The sequence below is a fragment of the Streptomyces sp. NPDC058145 genome (assembly GCF_042884245.1).
Classification (GTDB): Bacteria; Actinomycetota; Actinomycetes; order Streptomycetales; family Streptomycetaceae; genus Streptomyces.
On the sequence record NZ_JBHVUH010000016.1, the window covers coordinates 65,126 to 83,918 of the forward strand.

At 73.0% G+C, this 18,793-nt stretch carries 22 protein-coding genes; 7 read left to right on the plus strand and 15 right to left on the minus strand.

Annotation, left to right across the window (positions count from 1 at the left end):
• The first annotated feature begins 203 nt into the window (after positions 1 to 203).
• Both ACFVVO_RS31390 and ACFVVO_RS31395 read left to right on the plus strand, forming a co-directional pair.
• Positions 204 to 1,085 (plus strand): CAP domain-containing protein, encoded by an 882-nt coding sequence (locus ACFVVO_RS31390; RefSeq protein WP_390059442.1) that lies wholly within the window; start codon positions 204 to 206, stop codon positions 1,083 to 1,085.
• A 125-nt stretch (positions 1,086 to 1,210) separates the two neighbouring features.
• On the plus strand, positions 1,211 to 1,870 hold the full coding sequence (locus ACFVVO_RS31395; protein WP_390059443.1) for an ATP-binding protein: 660 nt from the start codon (positions 1,211 to 1,213) through the stop codon (positions 1,868 to 1,870).
• On the opposite strand, the gene ACFVVO_RS31400 is transcribed toward ACFVVO_RS31395, so the two are convergent.
• Both ACFVVO_RS31400 and ACFVVO_RS31405 read right to left on the minus strand, forming a co-directional pair.
• A complete protein-coding gene (locus ACFVVO_RS31400; RefSeq protein ID WP_390059444.1) occupies positions 1,815 to 2,507 on the minus strand; it encodes a GAF and ANTAR domain-containing protein in 693 nt (230 codons plus the stop codon). The two genes, ACFVVO_RS31395 and ACFVVO_RS31400, sit on opposite strands and share 56 nt — an antisense overlap.
• A 118-nt stretch (positions 2,508 to 2,625) precedes the next feature.
• Entirely contained in the window at positions 2,626 to 4,356 is a 1,731-nt protein-coding gene (locus tag ACFVVO_RS31405; protein ID WP_390059446.1) for an LCP family protein, read from the minus strand.
• Positions 4,357 to 4,615: 259 nt separating this feature from the next.
• Between ACFVVO_RS31405 and ACFVVO_RS31410 the strand changes: the two genes are divergently transcribed.
• The 3 genes from ACFVVO_RS31410 (at position 4,616) to ACFVVO_RS31420 (ending at position 7,481) form a co-directional block, all read left to right on the plus strand.
• Positions 4,616 to 5,029 carry an SRPBCC family protein gene (locus ACFVVO_RS31410; RefSeq protein WP_390059447.1) on the plus strand — a complete coding sequence of 138 codons (414 nt, stop codon included), beginning with the start codon at positions 4,616 to 4,618 and terminating at the stop codon, positions 5,027 to 5,029.
• Positions 5,030 to 5,313: 284 nt separating this feature from the next.
• Positions 5,314 to 6,534, plus strand: a complete 1,221-nt coding sequence (locus ACFVVO_RS31415; RefSeq protein WP_390059449.1) for a phosphatidylserine/phosphatidylglycerophosphate/cardiolipin synthase family protein — start codon at positions 5,314 to 5,316, stop codon at positions 6,532 to 6,534.
• 107 nt (positions 6,535 to 6,641) lie between these two features.
• The gene (locus tag ACFVVO_RS31420; protein ID WP_390059451.1) at positions 6,642 to 7,481 is read left to right on the plus strand and encodes a DUF1206 domain-containing protein; all 840 of its coding nucleotides are present in this window, start codon (positions 6,642 to 6,644) and stop codon (positions 7,479 to 7,481) included.
• Positions 7,482 to 7,508: 27 nt separating this feature from the next.
• Here the strand turns inward: ACFVVO_RS31420 and ACFVVO_RS31425 are convergent, their stop codons facing one another.
• The 12 genes from ACFVVO_RS31425 to ACFVVO_RS31480 form a co-directional block, all read right to left on the minus strand.
• A complete protein-coding gene (locus ACFVVO_RS31425; protein WP_390059452.1) occupies positions 7,509 to 7,997 on the minus strand; it encodes an ATP-binding protein in 489 nt (162 codons plus the stop codon).
• Positions 7,998 to 8,056: 59 nt separating this feature from the next.
• Entirely contained in the window at positions 8,057 to 8,416 is a 360-nt protein-coding gene (locus tag ACFVVO_RS31430) for an STAS domain-containing protein (protein ID WP_390059454.1), read from the minus strand.
• A 44-nt stretch (positions 8,417 to 8,460) separates the two neighbouring features.
• Entirely contained in the window at positions 8,461 to 8,853 is a 393-nt protein-coding gene (locus tag ACFVVO_RS31435; protein WP_390059455.1) for an STAS domain-containing protein, read from the minus strand.
• A complete protein-coding gene (locus ACFVVO_RS31440; RefSeq protein ID WP_390059457.1) occupies positions 8,850 to 9,944 on the minus strand; it encodes a B12-binding domain-containing protein in 1,095 nt (364 codons plus the stop codon). Before ACFVVO_RS31440 ends, ACFVVO_RS31435 begins: the two co-directional genes overlap by 4 nt.
• On the minus strand, positions 9,941 to 11,623 hold the full coding sequence (locus tag ACFVVO_RS31445) for a PP2C family protein-serine/threonine phosphatase (RefSeq protein WP_390059459.1): 1,683 nt from the start codon (positions 11,621 to 11,623) through the stop codon (positions 9,941 to 9,943). Before ACFVVO_RS31445 ends, ACFVVO_RS31440 begins: the two co-directional genes overlap by 4 nt.
• 107 nt (positions 11,624 to 11,730) lie before the next feature.
• Positions 11,731 to 12,552 carry an oxygenase MpaB family protein gene (locus ACFVVO_RS31450; protein ID WP_390059616.1) on the minus strand — a complete coding sequence of 274 codons (822 nt, stop codon included), beginning with the start codon at positions 12,550 to 12,552 and terminating at the stop codon, positions 11,731 to 11,733.
• A 64-nt stretch (positions 12,553 to 12,616) separates the two neighbouring features.
• Positions 12,617 to 13,105, minus strand: coding sequence for an MSMEG_6728 family protein (locus ACFVVO_RS31455; RefSeq protein ID WP_390059460.1), 489 nt, complete (start codon positions 13,103 to 13,105; stop codon positions 12,617 to 12,619).
• Between the two features lie 34 nt (positions 13,106 to 13,139).
• Positions 13,140 to 13,373 (minus strand): DUF2945 domain-containing protein, encoded by a 234-nt coding sequence (locus ACFVVO_RS31460; RefSeq protein WP_390059462.1) that lies wholly within the window; start codon positions 13,371 to 13,373, stop codon positions 13,140 to 13,142.
• A 37-nt stretch (positions 13,374 to 13,410) separates the two neighbouring features.
• A complete protein-coding gene (locus ACFVVO_RS31465) occupies positions 13,411 to 14,313 on the minus strand; it encodes an SDR family oxidoreductase (protein WP_390059464.1) in 903 nt (300 codons plus the stop codon).
• Positions 14,310 to 14,762, minus strand: coding sequence for a hypothetical protein (locus ACFVVO_RS31470; protein ID WP_390059465.1), 453 nt, complete (start codon positions 14,760 to 14,762; stop codon positions 14,310 to 14,312). The genes ACFVVO_RS31465 and ACFVVO_RS31470 overlap by 4 nt, the downstream gene beginning before the upstream one ends.
• A gap of 35 nt (positions 14,763 to 14,797) precedes the next feature.
• Complete coding sequence (locus ACFVVO_RS31475; RefSeq protein ID WP_390059467.1) at positions 14,798 to 16,417, minus strand: phytoene desaturase family protein; 1,620 nt, start codon at positions 16,415 to 16,417, stop codon at positions 14,798 to 14,800.
• Positions 16,410 to 16,919, minus strand: coding sequence for an SRPBCC family protein (locus ACFVVO_RS31480; protein WP_390059469.1), 510 nt, complete (start codon positions 16,917 to 16,919; stop codon positions 16,410 to 16,412). Before ACFVVO_RS31480 ends, ACFVVO_RS31475 begins: the two co-directional genes overlap by 8 nt.
• Positions 16,920 to 17,039: 120 nt before the next feature.
• Here ACFVVO_RS31480 and ACFVVO_RS31485 point away from each other — a divergent pair, with 120 nt between their 5' ends.
• Both ACFVVO_RS31485 and ACFVVO_RS31490 read left to right on the plus strand, forming a co-directional pair.
• Positions 17,040 to 17,264: a hypothetical protein gene (locus ACFVVO_RS31485; RefSeq protein ID WP_390059471.1), complete on the plus strand. Its 225-nt coding sequence runs from the start codon at positions 17,040 to 17,042 to the stop codon at positions 17,262 to 17,264.
• A gap of 140 nt (positions 17,265 to 17,404) precedes the next feature.
• Positions 17,405 to 17,815 carry an ATP-binding protein gene (locus tag ACFVVO_RS31490; protein WP_390059473.1) on the plus strand — a complete coding sequence of 137 codons (411 nt, stop codon included), beginning with the start codon at positions 17,405 to 17,407 and terminating at the stop codon, positions 17,813 to 17,815.
• Between the two features lie 41 nt (positions 17,816 to 17,856).
• On the opposite strand, the gene ACFVVO_RS31495 is transcribed toward ACFVVO_RS31490, so the two are convergent.
• Complete coding sequence (locus tag ACFVVO_RS31495) at positions 17,857 to 18,759, minus strand: YegS/Rv2252/BmrU family lipid kinase (protein WP_390059474.1); 903 nt, start codon at positions 18,757 to 18,759, stop codon at positions 17,857 to 17,859.
• Positions 18,760 to 18,793: the final 34 nt, after the last annotated feature.

Genomic DNA, 18,793 nt, shown 5'->3' on the forward strand with positions numbered 1-18,793 from the left:
CTCCCGCCGGACCTGCACGCCCGATCGCCCTTGGCAAGGGCCGCCCCCCTCTACTAGGCGCGGTAGTACGACGGCCTCTTTGCATGCCATGTGAAGGCTTCCTAAGAATGACGATCCGCAAGGCGTTCCCGCAGGTCGGGAGCGGAGTCCGCGGCGCGCCGGCGACACCGGGGCGCGCAACGACCAGCGAGTGAGGTCACGCAATGGGAGAGCATCGCAAGAAGCAGCATTACCGGCGGGTGGTCATCGCGGCGGTCGCCGTGAGCGCCGTCGGAGTGCCGTCCATAGCCATGGCCTGCGGCGAGTGGCCGGACGGCGGGGCGGACCGGCCCGTCGCCGTGCAGGACGCCGCCGCTCAGAGCCGGTACGACGACTACGGGCAGCGCTACTGGCACGGTGACGGCGGCATCGCGCCCAGCTGGCTGCCGTCGCAGATGCCGAGCACGACAGCACCGAGCGCCCCCGCTGACACCCCGCAGAAGCGGAAGCCGAAGCACAAGCACAGGCACGTCCACAAGCACACCGTCAAGGTGTCCGCCAGCGCTCCCCGGCCCACCGCCAGTGCTCCCCGGCCCACCGCCAGCACGCCCCAGCGCACCCCGAAGCCCGCCACCACGGCTCCCCGGACCACGCCCCGGCCCACCGCCACCGCGCCCGCGGCCACCACCGCGCCGAGCACCCCGAAACCCACCGCCACCGCCACGGCCTCCGGCGTCACCGCCCGCATCGTGGAGCTGGTCAACGCCGAGCGCGGCAAGGCAGGTTGCTCCCCCCTGACCCTGAACGCGACCCTCACCAAGGCCGCGCAGGCGCACAGCCAGGACATGGCCGCCCACCAGAACATGTCGCACACCGGATCCGACGGCTCCTCCCCCGGCGACCGGATCACCAGCGCCGGCTACACCTGGAGCTCCTACGGCGAGAACGTCGCGTACGGCTACTCCACGGCGGAGCAGGTCATGGCGGGCTGGATGTCCAGCCCCGGTCACCGGGCCAACATCCTCAACTGCGCGTTCAAGGAGATCGGCGTCGGTCTCGCGCAGCCCAACAGCTACTGGACCCAGGACTTCGGAACCGCCCGGTAGGAGGCCGCCCAGGCGTGTGATCTTCCGTCTGACACTGGTGAGCCGGAAGATGGCTACTGATCCGGCTTCTGGGTAGCCGACTGATTCAGATCAGCTACGTACCCAGTGACAACCGAGGCATTTTCATGGCCATCCAGCTTAGGCAGAAGGCATCGGATGAGCCGGAACGGAACGGGGACACCTCGCTGCGGTGGAACACCACCTGGGACAGCGGTGCCATCAGCGCCGCCCAGGCCCGCGCAGCGGCGGAGCGCTTTCTCGACCGTGTCCGTGCCACCGGCCGTATCCCCGTCCCCGACCGCGTGGTGCAGGACACGCAACTGGTGGTCAGCGAACTGATCACGAACGTCGTAATGCACACGTCGGGACCCTGTGGGCTCGGTCTGGAGGTGTCACCCGACGGCGACCGCCTCCGGATCTCGGTGTGGGACTCCTCCCACCGGATGCCCGAGGTCCGGTCCCATGACGGACAGCGGATCGGCGGCCATGGGCTCGAGATCGTCGAGGCGATCAGCCACACGCTCTCCGTGACGGCCCAGGACGAGGGCAAGCACGTCGACGTGTCGATCCTGCTGCCCGGCGCGCGCGACCGCGCGGCGCCCGGCGCAGCGGCCCCGGATCCGCTGCGCCGGGCGCCGCGGGAACGGACCCGTGCGGATCCGCCCAACGGACCGCCACCGGGACGGACCGGACCGCCACCGGGACGGACGGCACCCCGCGCGCAGCCGGTCAGGCCGGCCCGGACCGGCCGTCGCGTACCCGCTGGGCGATGTCACGCAGCTTGACGTTGTGCTCCTGCGAGATGCGCCGCATCACGTTGAAGGCGTCCTCCTCGCTCAGCTTGTGGCGCTCGCGCAGGATGCCCATGGCCTCCCCGATGGCGTGTCGGCTCTCCAGCCCGTGCTCGAGCTGGTCGATGGTTCGCGCGCTGGCCAGCGCCACGGCGGCGTGCGAGGCCAGCAGCCAGCCGGCCGTCTCGATCTCCTCGCCGAAGGCCCCGGGACGGGAGCCGTACAGGTTCAGCGCCCCGAAGTCCTCCTGGTCCGTGTACAGCAGCACTCCCGTCATGCTGGACACGCCCAGGCCGCGGGCCGCCGCCGCGAAACGCTCCCAGTCGGGCTCGGGGGCGGCCATGTCGGGGATGCGGTAGACGCGGTCGCCGTTCTTGCGCCGGGCCAGGTCGAAGCACGGTCCCTCCCTCAGCTCGCCCTGGAGCCGGTCGCACTCACGGACCATGTCGTGGGTGGCGGACAGGGTGACCGCCTTGCCCTTGCGCACCGCCAGGATGCCCGCGAACTCACAGCCCTCGACGAGTTCCACCGCCGCGGCTGAAATCGTGTCCAGCGTCGCCTGTACCGAGTCCTGCTCCAGCAGGTCCCTGGCGAGCCGGGCCATCGCCTCCGCGTACTCCCGCCACTCCATTCGTCACCACCCGTCTCGCTCACCGGTTCGATCAACAGTAGCGCCGCCGCGGTGGGCTCCGCGCCTCCAGCTCCGGCGCGGCGGTCCGGGGCGACTGCTCAGTCCTCGGACTCCGGGCTCAGTCGTCGGAGTCCGGTTTGCCGCGCGCGGCGGCGTACGCCTGGGCCGGTGTCATCGGGACGCCGCCCAGACTGACCGTCTTGTAGGGGCTGACCTTGGCGCAGGTCTTGGCCTGGTCGGCGGTCTGGGCGTGGGCGTTGGAGACGGCGGCCTTGGTGTCGGCCGGTGCCGGCGAGGCCGATGACGAGGCGCCGGGCCAGGTGGTGCCGCTCGGCCAGTCGGTGCCGACGACCAGGGTGAGGCCGGTGCCGGTGCCCTGCTTCAGATGCGAGGCGGGCAGGCCCAGGGCCCTGGCGGCGATCCGCGCCTCGGTCTTCCGGCCGGTGCCGTAGGTGAGCGTGGTGGTGGCCGCGGGGCTGGGGGCGTTGGCCGTGGTCGTACCGGTGCTGAAGCCCTTGCCCTTGAGGGCGGCGGCAACTACGGAGGCGCGGCCGGTGATCCCGGTGCCGTTCTCCACCGTGACGGCGATGTCGGAGGCGGGCACGGCCGAGGCGGTGGCCTTGGCCTTGGCGGCCGCCGAGGCCGCTTCGGACTTCTTTCCCGAGCCGGTGGTCAGTGACCGGTCGTCGGCGATGGCGGAGAAGAGCGCCTTGGCACCGGAGCCCACCACGACCCGGTTGCTGTCGCCGGGGTCGGCGCCCGTCTGCATGGTGGTGAAGGTCATCCGCTTGGTGGGGACCTTGTTCACGTCGGTGGCGAGACCGATCAGCCTCTTCACGGTGCCGAGGCCGTCGTCCACGGTCAGCGCCTTGGTGGCGGCGTCCGCGAGATCGTAGACCGCGCTCGGGTCGGTGAGCGTGCCCGCGCTCTTGAACTTGCGGATCATCGCGCCGAGGAAGATGTGCTGGGAGATGGTGCGCCCGAGGTCACTGCCGTCGCCGAAGCCGTGCCGGGAGCGGACGAACTCCAGAGCCGCGACACCCTTGAGGGTGTGGTCGCCCTCGGACAGCTTCAGATGCGAGTAGGTGTCGTAGACGTCGTCGGTGACGCAGACGGAGACCCCGCCGACCGCGTCGGACATCTTCACCACGCCGGAGAAGTCGAGCTTGACGAAGTGGTCGATGGGGATGCCGGTGAGCTGGTGCACGGTGGCCACCTGGCAGGCGGGGCCGTACTGCAGCGCGCTGTTGATCTGGCCGTAGTAGCCGGCCGTGGACCGGCCGGTCGAGCTGTCCTTGCAGGCCGGGACCTTGGTCATGGTGTCGCGGGGGATGCTCATCACGGTGGCGTTGGAGCGGTCGGCGGATATGTGCACCACCATCTGCACGTCCGCGTTGCTGCCGGCCTGGACGCCGGTACGCGCACAGCCGCCGCCGAGTTTGCAGTCCGCCTTGCTGGTGCGGCCGTCCGAGCCCATCACCAGGATGTTGATCGGGGTACGGCCGAACGCGTCGGCCTTCTCGGTGCCACCTTTGCCGTCGAGCGAGACGCTGTTGATGTTGCCGTTCAGATGCTCGTAGAACCACCAGCCGGCACCGGCCGTGACCAGTACCGCGAGCGCCAGACACACTCCGGCGATCCGCAGCGCGCGCCTGCCGCGCCGGACCGGCCGGCCCCGCCGCGACCGTGCGCCGCTGCGGGGGTGGGCGGCTTCCCGTGCCGCCTGCCGGGCGGCACTCCGGCCGCCGGAGGCGGGCGGCGCGCCGGACCCGTCTGTGCGCTGTACGGGCACCCGGGCGGTGCGTCGGCGCGTGGCCTGCCCGCCCGGGCCGTCCCACGGGTCGCTCATCTTCCACTCCCCTGAACGGTCGGGCCCGGCAGGCCGGACCGGTTCGGGCGCACGGGCGGGCTCCACCTGGGTTTCCTTGGCTGCGAAATCTAACAAACCCATGGCGCGAACAGCACAGATCCTGGGGCAATTCACAGGTGAGAGATCGGCAAGACGGGCTGCCGGGGTGTCCGGTGCCGGGACGAAGCGGGGCTTTTCGGCCGACGTGAAAGGGGCACGCGTCCGGGGTAGGTGTTCCGACCGGAGGGGCGGTGTCCCGATGTCCGAGTACGAGCGTTCGCGCACGATGCCCGCACAGCCCGAGCATGTCTTCGACCAGGCGGCCAACGTCCGCCAGCTCGACGCCTGGCTGCCGCGGGAGCTGCACGTGCGCGTCGAGGATCCCCCGGCCGTCACGGTCCACGAGGACGACACCGACCAGGACACGGCGGCCCTCATGCACGCCGAGAACGACCGGATGCGCATCGAGTGGGGCACCCGTGAGCAGGGCGGTTACGCGGGCTGGCTCCAGGTCGCGGGGATCGGCAGCGGTGCCAGCGAGGTGACCGTGCACCTGTCCTTCTTCGACGAGAGCCACGACCCGGGCGAGCGGCAGGTGTGCGACGCCCTCGACCACAGCCTGCGGCGCCTGGAGGAACAGGTACGGCTGCGGGTCGACAACACGGCGGGGTGAGCCGTCGCGGCCCCGGCCGCCGAGCGGCGGGGTCGGTGACGCATGACAAGGCGCCTGCCGGTCCGCGTGGCACGGACCGGCAGGCGCCGTTGTCATGCGCGCCGCAATGGCTGCCTCGGTCGTGTCCGGCGCGGTGCGTGCCGCGCCGGGCGCGGGTCCGGCAACCGGACGCCATCGTTCCGGAAGGCATGTGGCGCGCCCTGCGGGTATACGTACGCCCGGCGGATCCGGCGCCCGCCCCGAAGCCATGGTGAGGGGACGGGCCACGACAGGGGAGGCAGGGCATGCTGCGACGGACGGCGGAGGAAGACGGGCACCCGGACACGGGCGCCACGACCACGAAGGACACGGAGGCCCGCAAGCAGCGGCTGCGAAGACGGCTGGAGCGTCTGCTCGGCATCGCCGCGACGGAGGGCAACCGGCTCACCCGGCTGCGCAACGGCGACGCGATCTTCCCCGCCATGCTCGAGGCGATCCGCTCGGCCCAGCACACCATCGACATGATGACCTTCGTCTACTGGCGCGGTGAGATCGCGCACGAGTTCGCGAACGCGCTGGCGGACCGGGCCAGGGCGGGGGTGCGGGTTCGCCTGCTGCTAGACGGGTTCGGGGCCAAGGAGATCGAGCCGAGCCTCCTGGAGGCCATGGACGAGGCCGGGGTGCAGGTCGCCTGGTTCCGCAAGCCGGTGCGGCTGTCCCCGCTGAAGCAGAACCACCGCTGTCACCGCAAGGCCCTCGTCGTCGACGAGAGCCTCGCCTTCACCGGAGGCGTCGGCATCGCGGAGGAGTGGTGCGGGGACGCCCGTGGTCCCGGGGAGTGGCGGGACACCCATGTGGAGGTGCGCGGACCGGCCGTGGACGGCATAGCCGCCGCCTTCGCGCAGAACTGGGCCGAGTGCCACGACACGCTCTACGACGAGCGTGACCGTTTCATCGAGCACGAGCAGCAGGGCCGCGCGGTCGTGCAGGTGGTCCGGGGCTCGGCCAGCTTCGGCTGGCAGGACATGCAGACGCTCGTGCGGGTCGTCCTGACGTCCGCACAGGAGCGCATCCGCCTCTCCACGGCGTACTTCGCGCCCGACGACTACTTCGTCGACCTGCTGGCCGCCACCGCCCGGCGCGGCGTGCAGGTGCAGATCCTGCTGCCCGGGCCGCACACCGACCAGCGGGCCTGCCGCCTGGCCGGGCAGCACCACTACCAGCGACTGCTGGACGAGGGGGTCGAGATCCGCGAGTACCAGCCGACCATGCTGCACACCAAGATCATCACGGTCGACTCGGTCGCCTCGCTGATCGGCTCCACCAACTTCAACCGGCGCTCTCTGGAGCACGACGAGGAGGTCATGCTCGCCGTGCTCGACGAGGAGTTCACCGCCGGCCTGGACCGTGACTTCGACGAGGACCTGGAGCGCAGCGAGCCGGTCGACCCCGTGCGCTGGCGGCGCCGGCCGGTGCTCCAGCGGGCCCGCGAGCTCTCGGTCGCACCGATCCGCAGGTTCCTGTAGGGGCGTTCGTCCTGCCCTGTAGGGGTTCGGCCTGGGCCGCCGGGTGCGGCGGACAGGCACCCGCGCAGGGCAGGTGTCGAAGCCGAGTCCGGGGGCATCGGCGCAGTATGGATGCACAGTCATGGGCCCTGGGTGGCCGGGGCCGCGCCCGCCGCGCGGCCAACAGTACGGCGATGGCCGCGGCGGCCCGCTCGGGGTTCGCCGCCCGAGGACTGATCTACGTGCTGGTGGGCGTGATCGCCCTGCAGATAGCGTTCGGCGGCGGCGGCAAGCAGGCCGACCGCGGTGGTGCGCTCGGTGAACTCGCGTCCAAGCCGTTCGGCTCGGCGATGCTGTGGATCGTCGGAGTCGCGCTCGCCGGCATGGCGCTGTGGCGGCTGTCGGAGGCGGTGTTCGGCGGGGCCGGCGCGGACGGGAGCAAGGCGTCCAAGCGGGCCATGGCCGCCGCCCGGGCGGTCTTCTACGCCTTCCTGTCCTTCTCGGTCCTGTCGTACGCGGCCGGGGACCAGGGCAGCGGAAGCGGCTCCTCCGACCGGAACACCGACGACGTCACCGCCACCGTGCTGAAGTGGCCGGGCGGACAGTGGATCGTCGGTCTCGCCGGGGCCGCCGTGGTGGTCGCCGGTCTGTGGATCGCCGTCCGGGCCGTGATGAAGAAGTTCCGCAAGCACCTGCGGACCGCGGAGATGTCCCGGAGGGCCAAGCGGTTCACCGACTTCTTCGGGGTCGTCGGCGGCACGGCCCGGGGCCTCGTCTTCGCCGTCGCCGGGGTCTTCGCGCTGGTCGCGGCGGTGCAGCACCAGCCCGGCAAGGCCAAGGGCATGGACGACACGCTGCGTTCGTTCCGGGATCTGCCGGCCGGACCGTGGCTGCTCGCCCTCGTCGCCCTCGGCCTGGCCGCGTTCGGCGTCTTCTCCTGGTGCAACGCCCGCTGGCGCGAGGTCTGAACCGATGGCCCCCGGCCGCTGCCCGGCCTAGCCGGGCAGCGGCACCGTGGTCGTCACCTGTTTGCCCTGGGCGTGCCGGGTGACGCGCAGGCGGCCGCAGATCCGGAGCACGAGGTGCAGGCCGCGCCCGCCCATGCGCTCGGCGTCCACGGGCCGGACGACGGGCGAGCGCTGGGAGGTGTCGGAGACGGTGACACGCAGTTCGTGCCGGCCGGAAGCGACCTCCAGGACCATTCCGCAGGGGCCGGGAGCGTGGCGCAGCGCGTTGGTGATCAGTTCGCTGACCACCAGTTGTGCGTCCTGGCTGGCACGCAGGACGGGAGGGTGCCCGGCCCGGGCGAGGAGGGTGCGGACGGCGCCGCGCGCGTCGGCGATGCGCAGGGCGCCTTCGGCCCAGTTCGCGCTGAAACGGAGCGCGTCCGCCGACTCGGGTGGCCCGGCACTGGTCAGGCCCTTCTGTGGGCCCGCTGAGGTGTGCGGCCCGGGGCCGCCCTCGCTCTCATGCGTCACGGACATTCCGTCCCCCCTCGGTGTTCCCGGCATCCTTCCCGTCTTCCCAGATGGCGCACCGCGGGTCAGGAGGTGTCGCTGCGCAGCGCGCTGTCCCGGGAGTCGGTGATCGTGAAGTATTCCAGGGTGCCGCTGATGGTCAGCAACCGGACCAGAGCCTCCTGCAGCGGGCCGAGGATGACGAACTCGCGGCCCCGCGCGCGGTGGCGCCGCTGGGCGTCGAGGAGGGCACTGAGCAACTGGCTGTCGCCGAAGGTGACCCCGGAGAGGTCCACCACGGTGCTGGGCAGATCGGACTCGTCGGCCTCGGCCCAGGCGGCGCGCAGCAGGTCGCACTCGTCGAAGTCGATCTCTCCGCGCACCCTGATCTCCAGGACGCGCGCGTGCCGCGCGACCTGCACTGTTGTCTCGGATCCCCACCGCATGCCGTCATCCTGCCATCTGCGGTCGGGGGAAGGCGAGGCCGGTGTCACGAGACCACCGTCCCGGTGACGCCGCCCTCTTTCGGCGGGCCCGGTTCGCCGGCCGCGACGGGTCCCGTGAGATGACCGAGCACGTTGGTGTGACGCAGCATGCGCTCCAGGACGTCGGGCCGGTTGTCCAGATGCAGCGCGGCGCCGACCGCCCGGGTGTGCCGGTGGATCATCAGCAGCGCGGACAGTCCCATGGAGTCGATCCACGTGAGTCCGGTGAAGTCCAGGCGCACATGGCGGGGGGCCGGCGGGCCGGCGAGGCGGGCGACGACGGTGTCCACCATCTCGTCGCTGGTGTCGTAGTCGAGTTCCCCGGCGACGCGCACGGTCAGGGTGGACGGCGCGCTGACCGTGGTGAGGCTGAAGTCGGTGGCAGAGTGCTGGGTCATACGTGGAGATCGGGTCCGGGTCCGTGAGCGGACGAGTGGGCACGCTCGAGCAGGGCGGTGGCGCCCGCACTGAGCAGTTTCAGGGTACGCGGGAAGTCACGCAGCCGGTCGGACAGCGCGTCCAGGCCGCTGACCAGGGAGAGCGCCGGGACGTTTCGCGCCTCGAGGATCTCGGCGGTCCACAGGAGGAAGCCGGTGAACACCTCGGCGTCGTCGACGTAGAGCGCCGTGCCCAGGAAGTCGACGATGTGCGCGATGTCCTCGGCGGTCCGCTCCCGCTGCTCGTCACTGTACGCACGCAGAGCGGGGAAACGGTTCTCCAGGTCCCGCAGCGTCTGTTTGACGAGCGTGCCGCGCGACCGGACGACCATCGTGTACTCCTGGTCGGCCAGGTGCGGCAGGTCGTCCACGATCTGCCGGGCGGCGGCCGGGTCCGGGTGCGGCAGGCCGGCCTCCAGTGCCACCGCCGCGCCGCGGGCGTCGGCCGCCCACCGGTCCGCTCCGAGCGCGAACGCGTAGCGGCCCTGCGGGCCGAACGCGCGGCCTCCGGCCAGCACCGGGACGCCGACGGCCTGACAGGCCGTGATGGCCGCGTGCGCGGTGGGCAGGTGGGTGGGGATGGACCCGGACAGCAGCACCGCCCGCGGGTTGGTGTGGTGCAGGTGGGCGACCAGGTGGGGGGTGGGGGTCTGCGCGCCGAGGTAGTCGACCTGCCAGCCGCGCAGGCGCAGTATCTCCGCCACCAGCCGGGCGGGGAAGGCGTGCCACTCCCCGTCCACGCAGCCGACCGTCACACGTCCGCGGTGCCCGCGCCGGTGCGGACCGCCGTCCTGACGGTGGGCCAGGGCGGCGACCACCCGCTCGTTGATGGCGGTGGCGGCGTGTTCCTGGGCCACGCTGATGCGGTTGGCGGCCCATTCGGTGCCGATCTTCTCCTGGACCCGGGCGATGACGTCCAGCAGCAGGGTCTCCTCGTCGACGCCCTCGGCGAGCGCGCCGTACACGATGCCGACCGCGCTGTGCTCGTCGCCGTTCACGACGGCCTGCCAGAGCCGGTCCTCGATCCGGCTCACCTGGGTGGGAAGGCTCACCTGCGCCTCCCCTCGCGCTCGCCCGCGCCGTCGGGGTCCGGAGTGCCCGGCGAGACCTGCGCCGGGGCACTGACGGCGACGGTTGCCATGTCGTCGTGGCGCCCCGCGCCGATCCACTGGGCGGCGAGCATCTGCACTCGCTCCACGACCGCCTCGGCCGGCAGCCCCGCGCACTCGGCCAGGGTCCGCCTCAGCCGCCGCTCGCCGAACATCTCGTCTCCGAGCGGCCCGCCGCGTGCCTCGGTGATGCCGTCCGTGTACAGCAGACAGGTCTCTCCGGGGCCGAGCACCGCCTCGGCGCCGACCGAGCTGATCTCCGGCAGCGCGCCGACCAGGGTGCCCCGGGTGGGCACCTCCTCCACGCTGCCGTTGCGGCGGACGATCAGCGGCGGCAGGTGTCCGGCGCTGGTCAGCCGTACGTGCACCCGGTCGTCCCGGCGGCGCACGGAGGCCAGCACCAGGGTGGCGAACCGGGTGTGCTGGGTGGTCAGCAGGGCGCCGTTCAGCAGTTTCAGCACCTCGTCGTGGTTCCCGGCCAGGGGCAGCAGGGCGTGCAGGGTGTTGCGGATCTTGCCGGTCAGCACGGCCGCGTCCAGGCCCTTGCCCGCGACGTCACCGAGCACGACGAGGGTCTCCTGCGAGGTCTCGGCGCCGGGATGGAAGTCGTAGAAGTCACCGCCCACCCGCTCCTCGTCCCCGGCGGGGCGGTACTGCCCGGCGTACTCGACCCCGTCCACCGTGTGCAGGGCGGGCGGGAGCAGTTCGCGCATCAGCGTGGCCGTGATGGCGGTCTGTTCGGTGTACAGGCGGGCCGCGGACAGGGCGGCTCCGGCCCGGGCGGCGAACAGCCGGGCGAAGACCTCCTCGCCCTCGGTGAAGACCCGCTCGGTTCCGGAGCGGAGCAGGATGAGGGCCCCGGCGGGGACGCCGTGGCCGGGCAGCGGGGTGACGATCACCGAGCCGACGGGCCCGGCGAACCCCTCCGGGACCACCCAGCCGGGGAGGCCGTCGGGGTCGATCCACCGGGCCGGGACCGGCGGGAACCCCTGCAGGGCCTCCGCCAGGCCGTGCACGGCGCGCGGGTCGATCTGCCGCATGGCCCGCTGGACGGGCTGCCCCCGCTGGGCGTAGGTCAGGGTGTGCCGGCGCCCCTGCGGGGGCAGCACGAGCACGGCGGCCTCGGCGAGATGTTCCGCGGCCATGCCCACGGTCGCATCCGCGCAGCGCGGCACGTTGAGGGTGGACAGCAGTCTGCTGGACACGGCCGACAGGATGGCCACCCGTTCCTGCGAGCTGTGCAGGGCGGTCTCGGCCACGCGCCGGTCGGTGTCGTCGATGAGCCACCACACCACGGATCCGTCCTCCGACGGGGTGGCATGTGCCTCGTAACGGCGGTCGTCGATCTCTCCGGTCAGGGGGCCGGCGAGGATGCCGGCCGGTCTCTCGCTGAGGCGCCGGTGGGCCGCGGACAGCCAGGACGGCACGAGGTGCTGCCGCGTGCCGTCGCCGTTCCGGTGCGGCAGGAGCCGGCGGGCGGCGGCGTTCAGGCCCACGAGATCGCCGTTCCGATCGATGACGAGGACCGGGTAGGGGGCATCACCCCAGGTCGCGCCGACGTTGACGCCGGCGTCCCGCGGGTCGGCAAAAGAACTCGGGGAAGCGCACACACGCGGGGGCACGCACACCGCGCGCCCCACCACCTTCCTGCGTCAGGGGATGTTGTCCTTTGACAACCGTCCCGCATCCACCGCCGGGAAGCAAGCCGCCCCCAGGCATTCGCGCACCGTCAGGGCGACGGCGGAGGCGGCGCCATGGCCCAGCGGATGGCGCGGGTCAGCAGGTGACCGGCCGGGCGCACCGTGAGGTCCTCGACCAACGGGACCCGGGGCAGCCGCAGCAGACCGCGGGCCCAGTCCGGCAGGAGGTTCACGGCGTTCGCCGCCAGGGCGCCGTACAGGGGGCGCGCCGCGAGCGGCACGGGCGGTTCGAGGAGCAGGAAGCGTGCCACGGCACGGGCCTCGGGGGTGGCCCGGAGTTCGGGCCGGTAGCGCTCGAGCCGGTCGGACAGGGCGCCGCGGTCGCGCGGCGGGTCCGTCACCCCCAGGGCCTCGGCGACGGTCGCGGTGTCGGCGGCGTAGCCGTCGTAGCCGGCCGGGTCGAGCCGGTGGGCGCCGTAGCGCTCGTGAGCGCGCAGGAAGCACTCCGTCTCGGCGGTGTGCACCCAGCCGAGCAGGTGGGGGTCGGCGGCGTGGTACTTCTCACCCTGCCGGGTGTGCCCTCGTACGTTCTCGTGGATGCCGCGGACCTGGCCTACGGCCGCCCGCGCGTCCGCCGCCGTGCCGTAGGTGGTGACGGCCAGGAAGGCGCTGGTGCGCTGCAGCCGCCCCCAGGGGTCGCCGCGGTAGCCGGAGTGGGCGTCGACGGCCGCCATGGCGAGGGGGTGCAGGGACTGCAGCAGGAGGGCGCTCACCCCGCCGATGAACATCGAGGCGTCGCCGTGGACGGTCCGGATGGGCCGGTCGGGCCCGAACCAGCGGGGGCCGGGGGTGTCGTGGATGCGGGCGCGGATCTCCCGTCCGTCGGGGCCCGCCACCCGGCGCAAGAGCATCGCGCCGAGTTGGGCGCGCAGGTCCGGCAGCACGGCGTCTCCCGTCTCCCGTCGGCCGCCCGCGTCACTCGCCGGCGGACACCCCGTCTCGTTCCCGGTCGGACCGCGGCCACACATACGGCAGGTCGTCGGGTACGCCGGGGAACGTGTGGCCGTAGGCGTCGGGGTCCTTGCGGACGAGCGCGGAGCGGTGGCTTCGGTGGAAGTCCTCGTCACCGAGCCAGGGCGGCAGTTCGCCGGCGGCCGCGAGAGCCGACTGGTCGCGCACGGGGGCGCCGGGGCGCTCGGCGGCGAGGCCGGCGACCAGCGAGGCGGCGCAGCTGTCCTGGTGGCCCCGGTCCCGCCAGACCCGGCAGATCTCCAGGCCGTAGCGCACCAGGGCCTCCTCGTATCCGGTCCACATGCGCACGGCGGGGTGCCGGCGCCATCCGTATCCCGGGACGGTCAGGCCGCGCAGGACCTGGAGCGCCTCGACCCGCTGTTTGCCGAGGCGCCGGCGGTCCAGGAGCAGGGCGGAGCGGTGGAAGTCGGGGTCGGGCAGGAATGTCTGCATGAGGGCCGCCCTCGCCTCCCGCGGTGGGCCGCGGTCACTTCTTGCGCAGGGCGGACGGCTTGTGCACCGCCCGCTTGCCGGACTTGGCGCTGCGCACCTCGTACTGCGGGTCGTCGGACGAGGCGTCCACCGTGCGTCCGGCGGCTTCGGTGCGCTTGGTGAGCTTCCGCTCGACCTCGCCCTCCGTGGTGCTTCCGTGGCTCTTCCAGGCCACCGTGTCGCCCTTGGAGAGATCCTCGCCGGAACCCTCGCGCTTGTTCCTGGCCATGGTCATCGGTCCTTTCGTCGCGTCCCCCCTGTCGTGGTCAGCGGTCCTCTCGTCCCCCGGTCCCGGCCGCGGCGCGGTCGGCGTCACCGCCTGCGCCGAGCAGCCCGGTGTGCGAGAGGGGTTCGCGCGCCTCCAGACGGGGCAGTTCGCGGCGGGACAGCCGCAGGACCACCGGGGGCAGGGCGGCCCGCACCGGCTGGACGAGCCGCAGCCAGGCCGGTGCGTACATCGCCGTTCGGCGGCGTTCCAGGCCGCGGACGACTCGTTCGGCGACCTCGTCGGCGCGGTACGTCCGGCGGGCGGGCGGCGGCATGTGGCCGCGCAGTTCTTGCAGCACGGCGTGCTGGTCGGCGTCGCGGATCATCTCCGTGTCCATCCAGTTGAGGTAGGCGATGCCCACGCCGACCCCGCGGTGGGCCACCTCGGCCCGCAGCGAGTGCGTGAAGGCCTCCACCCCTGCCTTGGAGGCGCAGTAGGCGCTCATCATGGGCGCGGCACCCATCGATGCCAGGGAGGCGATCTGCAGGTAGTAGCCGGCCGCGGCCACGAGGTCCGGCAGGAAGACCCGGGCCGTCTGGGCGCTGCCGACGAGGTTCACGTCGATCACCCGGCGCCACTCGGCGGGGTCCGAGGAGACGAAGGGGCCGCCCTCGGCGACACCGGCGTTCGCGATCACGGCGGACGGGCGCCCGAGGCGGCGGCGCACCTCCTCGGCGGCGGCCCGCAGCGCCGGGGCGTCGGTGATGTCGACCTCGTGGGCCAGGGCCGGCCCCGGCAGCCGGGCGGCGACCTCCGCCAGCAGGGCCGGCTCGTGGCCCAGCAGCGCCGGCACACCACCGCGGCGGGCGACCGCGTACGCGAGGGCGGCGCCCAGGCCGCGTGCCGCGCCGGTCACCACGACCACCCGGTCCCGCAGGGGGCTGCCGCCCGCGCGGGTCATGTCCGCTCCGTTCCGGGGCGGGCCGTGTGGTCCGGGTGCCCGGCGGTACGGCGGGCCTCCTTCATCTCCGCCTCGTACAAGTGGTCGCGTCCCTGGGCGAGTTCGTCGACCGCGCTGCGTTCGAGCTCGCGGAACGGCCGGTAGTAGGTGTCGTCGTAGGCCTCGACGATCTGAAACGTCCAGTGGCCGGGGATGACGTTGCGGCCCAGGATCTCCGTCTCGACCTTGTCGGCCCACTCCGGGTGCCCGGCCTCCCGCAACAGACTCACCGCTCGGTCCAGTTCGAGGTCGGCGCCGCCGGTGAGCTGGTGGAAGTCGTAGAGGCGTCCCCGGGCCCGTTCCGTCGCCTCCAGGGCCTTCGACAGTGATCCGAGGGCCTCGACCGTCTTGTCGTCGACACCCTCCGGGCGCCGGTGCCGGCGGTCGGGGCCGTCCTGGTGTTCGCTCATGCCGCTCCCTGCTGTTCGCTGTTGCCGACCGGCCGTCAGTGGCGGCGGCCGGTCCGGTCGCGCCGGGCGAGCATCCGCTGGGCGCCGGCCAGGCCCCTGGTCCGGTGGCCGCGGAGCACGGCCCGGGCCGCGTTCGCCCCGCACGCCCCGTGCACGCCGCCACCGGGGTGGGCGCCGGCGGAGGCCAGGTAGAGACCCGGCACGGGGGTCTCCGGCCGTCCGGTGCCGGGCAGCGGACGGAAGACGAGTTGCTGGTGCAGGGCGGTCGTGCCGCCGTTGATGGCACCGCCCACGAGGTTGGCGTCGAGTGACCCCAGGGCGGGCGGGGCCAGGATGCGCCGGGCACGGATGCGGGACCGGAAGCCGGGCGCGAAGCGTTCGACCTGGCGCTCGACCCGGTCCGCCATCCGCTCCTGGTCGTCGGGACCCCACTTCCCGGTGATTCCCTCGTCGCCGGCGTCTGCGCGGATGTCGTGCGGGATGTGCGTGTACGCCCAGGCCGCCTCGGTGCCCTCGGGGGACCGGGAGGCGTCGGCCGTCGTCATCTGGCCGAACAGGGAGAAGGGGCGGTCGGGCACCTGGCGCATGGCGATCTGCGAGGCGAAGCGGGTCAGCTCGTCCATGCCGTCGGCCAGGTGGACGGTCCCGGCGCCGGCGGCCCGCTCGTCCTGCCACGGCACCGGGCCGTCCAGCGCCCAGTCGACCTTGAAAGTGGCGAAGTCCCACTGGAAGCGCCGCAGGTCCTCCAGCACCTGCCGGGGCAGATGTTCGGATCCGACCAGGTCCTGGTACAGGGCGGGCACCGCGACGTCGGCGAGTACGGCGCGCCGGGCGGACAGCGCCTGTCCGTCGGCCGTGCGGACCCCCACGGCCCGGCCGCCGCGTACGACGACGCGCTCGACGCGCCGCCCGCAGCGCAGCTCTCCCCCACGGCTGAGCAGACGTCGCACGAGCGCGCCGGTGAGCTCCCCGGATCCGCCCACCGGCACGGGGAAGCCGTAGGTCTGTCCCAGCATGGACATCAGCCAGCCGAAGCCCCCGCTGCCCGCGGACTCGGGTGCGAGGTCGGCGTGCAGCGCGTTGCCGGCCAGCAGCAGCCGGCCGCCTTCGCCGCGGAACTCCTCCTCGCCCATGCGGCGCACCGGCAGGATCAGGGAGCGCGCCACCCGCAGGCCGCCCGAGGCGCGCAGGTCGAAGGCCAGCTTCGCCATGGACCTGACTGGCGGGAAGGGGGTGAACAGGGCGCCCAGCACACCAGGGCGCAGCGTCCGCCACAGCTCGACCAGTCGGTGCCAGGCGGCTCCGTCGCCCTGCGCGAAGGCCTCCAGGGATGCCGCCGTGTCGTCGGTCCGCCGGTGCAGCACCGCGCATCTGCCGTCGCTGAGCGGATGGGCCAGCACGCTCGGCGCGTGGCTCCAGCGCAGTCCGTGCTCCTCCAGGCGCAGCGCGGAGAGCACGGGCGACGCGGCCGCCAGCGGGTAGAACGAGCTGAACATGTCGCTGACGAAGTCGGGGTCCACGCCCCGGTCGTGCCGTACGGCGCCGCCCGGCTCCGGCTGCTCCTCCAGTACGGTCACGCTCCACCCTGCGTCCAGCAGCACATTGGCGGCCACCAGGCCGTTGGGGCCGGCCCCGATCACCACGGCGTCAGGCATGACCGGCTCCGCTCCCGCCCGTGGCGTATCGTCCGCCCGGCCGCGGGTCTCGTCTCCGCTCCTCGGCGGTGACGTCGTCCTCGCAGGTCTTCGCCAGGCGCGCGAGCATGGCCCGGTGGCGAAGCTGGATCAGTGCCTCGAAACCGAGGTTGTGCAGGGCCCCGCCCGCGCCCTGGAGCGGGTGCTCGTCGACGATGACCAGGCAGTACTCCCCCCATTTGCGCAGCTCGATACAGATGCGGGCGGTGCCGAGCGGGCCCGCGTTCGCCTCGAGTTCCAGAACGGATCCCTCCACGCAGCGCCGTACGACCGTCTCGTTGCCGACCTCGAAGGGGCCCAGCCGGATCTGGTAGCTGATCGACGCCGACTCCTGCGGCCACTCGCCGTCCTTCGGCTGGGACGCGGCGGTTCCCACCACCCACTGCGCGTACCGGCTGCCGTCGGCGAGGACCGCCCACACCCTGTCCGGACTGGCCTTGATCAGACGATGCCGAACCGCCACGTGCGCCTCCTGGTGCGTTATGTCCGTTTCGCTGTCCTCGCCGAGTGCCCTGGCTGCCCCTGCTCGACACGTGTCCGTGTCCCGGGTGCGGGGGCGGCCGGATCGGCCGATGCTGGAGCCATGCCCGGGAAGCGCCCAGTGATCGTGCACCTGCCGTCCCCGACCGGCGGACGCCGGGTGCGGGTCGACGGCGAGATCCTCGGCCTCGCGCACAGCGTGCGCGACCTGGTCGAGTTCCTGCGCCGGGCGGGCCTGGAGATCGAGCCGGAGGAAGTGGCGGACTCGCCGCTGATCGACTGGCGCGGCATGGGCCCCGACCGGTGGGAGGCCGAGACCCGGACCTGAGCGCGGGGCGGCCGCACAGTCCCCCCGAGGCCACGGGTGCGTTCCGCCCGATGTCCGGTGTGCCCAGCGGGGTACTGGTTGCGTCGATACCCGCCGAGCGGGTATCCGCGTCGTCACGGGCACAGCAGGGAGGGCACACCTTGGGCGAATCATCACTGCGGGCGGTGGGCTGGGCACGCTCACTGCCGCTGAACTCGAGCGTCAAGACCGCGCGCGACTGGGCGCGCGAGCATCTTCGGTCACTGGGCTGGGAAGAGTCCGCGCCGGAGACCCTGGACGACGTGCTGCTGACCATCTCGGAACTGGTCACCAACGCTCACGTGCACGCGCGTAGCGCGGCCGACCTGGTGCTGACCTGGGACAGCACCTGTCTGCACGTGTCCGTCCACGACCGTTCCCGGCGGCTGCCGGTCCCGCGCCCGGCCGACACCGAGCGTGCCGGCGGGCGGGGCATGCTGCTCGTCGACGCGCTGGCCGACACCTGGCAGGCCCGCCCCTGCCCGGACGGCAAGGTCGTGTACGCCTGTTTCCGGCCACCGGACGCCGGCTGACGTCCGGGCTCCTCCCGGCCGCCCGGTGGCCGGGAGGCCCGTCAGTCGCCGGCGGTGCCCGGCCGGTACAGCACGGGCAGGTCGGCGGGGCGCACCCGGAGCGTCACCGGCAGGGTGGCCTCCACCTCGCCGTCGGCGCCGTAGGGAACGGGCCGGGAGGCCTCGATGCGCAGTTCGCGTCCGCGCAGGATCCGTACCTCGGGGCGCTTCACATGGGCCCCGGTCTTCAGTTCGTTCATCAGCGTGAAGAACAGCAGGCGCGGTGCCTCGCGGATCAGTACGACGTCGAGCAGTCCGTCGTCGACCCGCGCGCCGGGGGCGATGAGGCGGCCGAAGCCGTAGTAGGGGGAGTTGGCGGCCACGACGGTGTAGCCGCGGTGGTGGTGCTCCTCGCCGTCGACGGTGACGCGGTAGTCGGCCGGCCGCCAGGTGGCGACGGCGCGTAGGCCGCCCGCGTAGTACGAGGCGGCGCCGCGCAGCAGCCGGGTGTGGTTCGCGTGCCGGTTGGCGAGCGCGTCGACGCCGGCGTAGACGCTGCCGAGGACCACGGTGCGTCGGTGGACGGCCGATTCGACCTCGATCGTGTCGACCCGTCCGGGCTCCGCGTGCAGCAGGATGTCGGCGAGTGCGGCGGGGTCGCGGGGCAGGCCGAGGGCGCGCGCGAAGTCGTTGCCCCGCCCGGCGGGTACGAGGCCCAGGACGGTACCGGTGCCGCTGAGCGCGCCGCCGATGCCGCCGGCCATGCCGTCGCCGCCGACCGCCAGGACCACCCGGCCGCGTGCTCCTGCCTGCCGGGCGACGTCCTGGGCGTGGGCGAGGCTGTGGCTGTACTCCGTCTCCAGCTCGGCCCCCGCCTCGCGGAGCAGGCGGGCCACCTGGAGCAGTGACGCCGCTCCGGTCGAGTCACCCGCGGTCGGGTTGACGACGGCGGTGAACTGTCGCATCGGTGTGCCTCCGGGCGGTGACGGTGGGAACGGA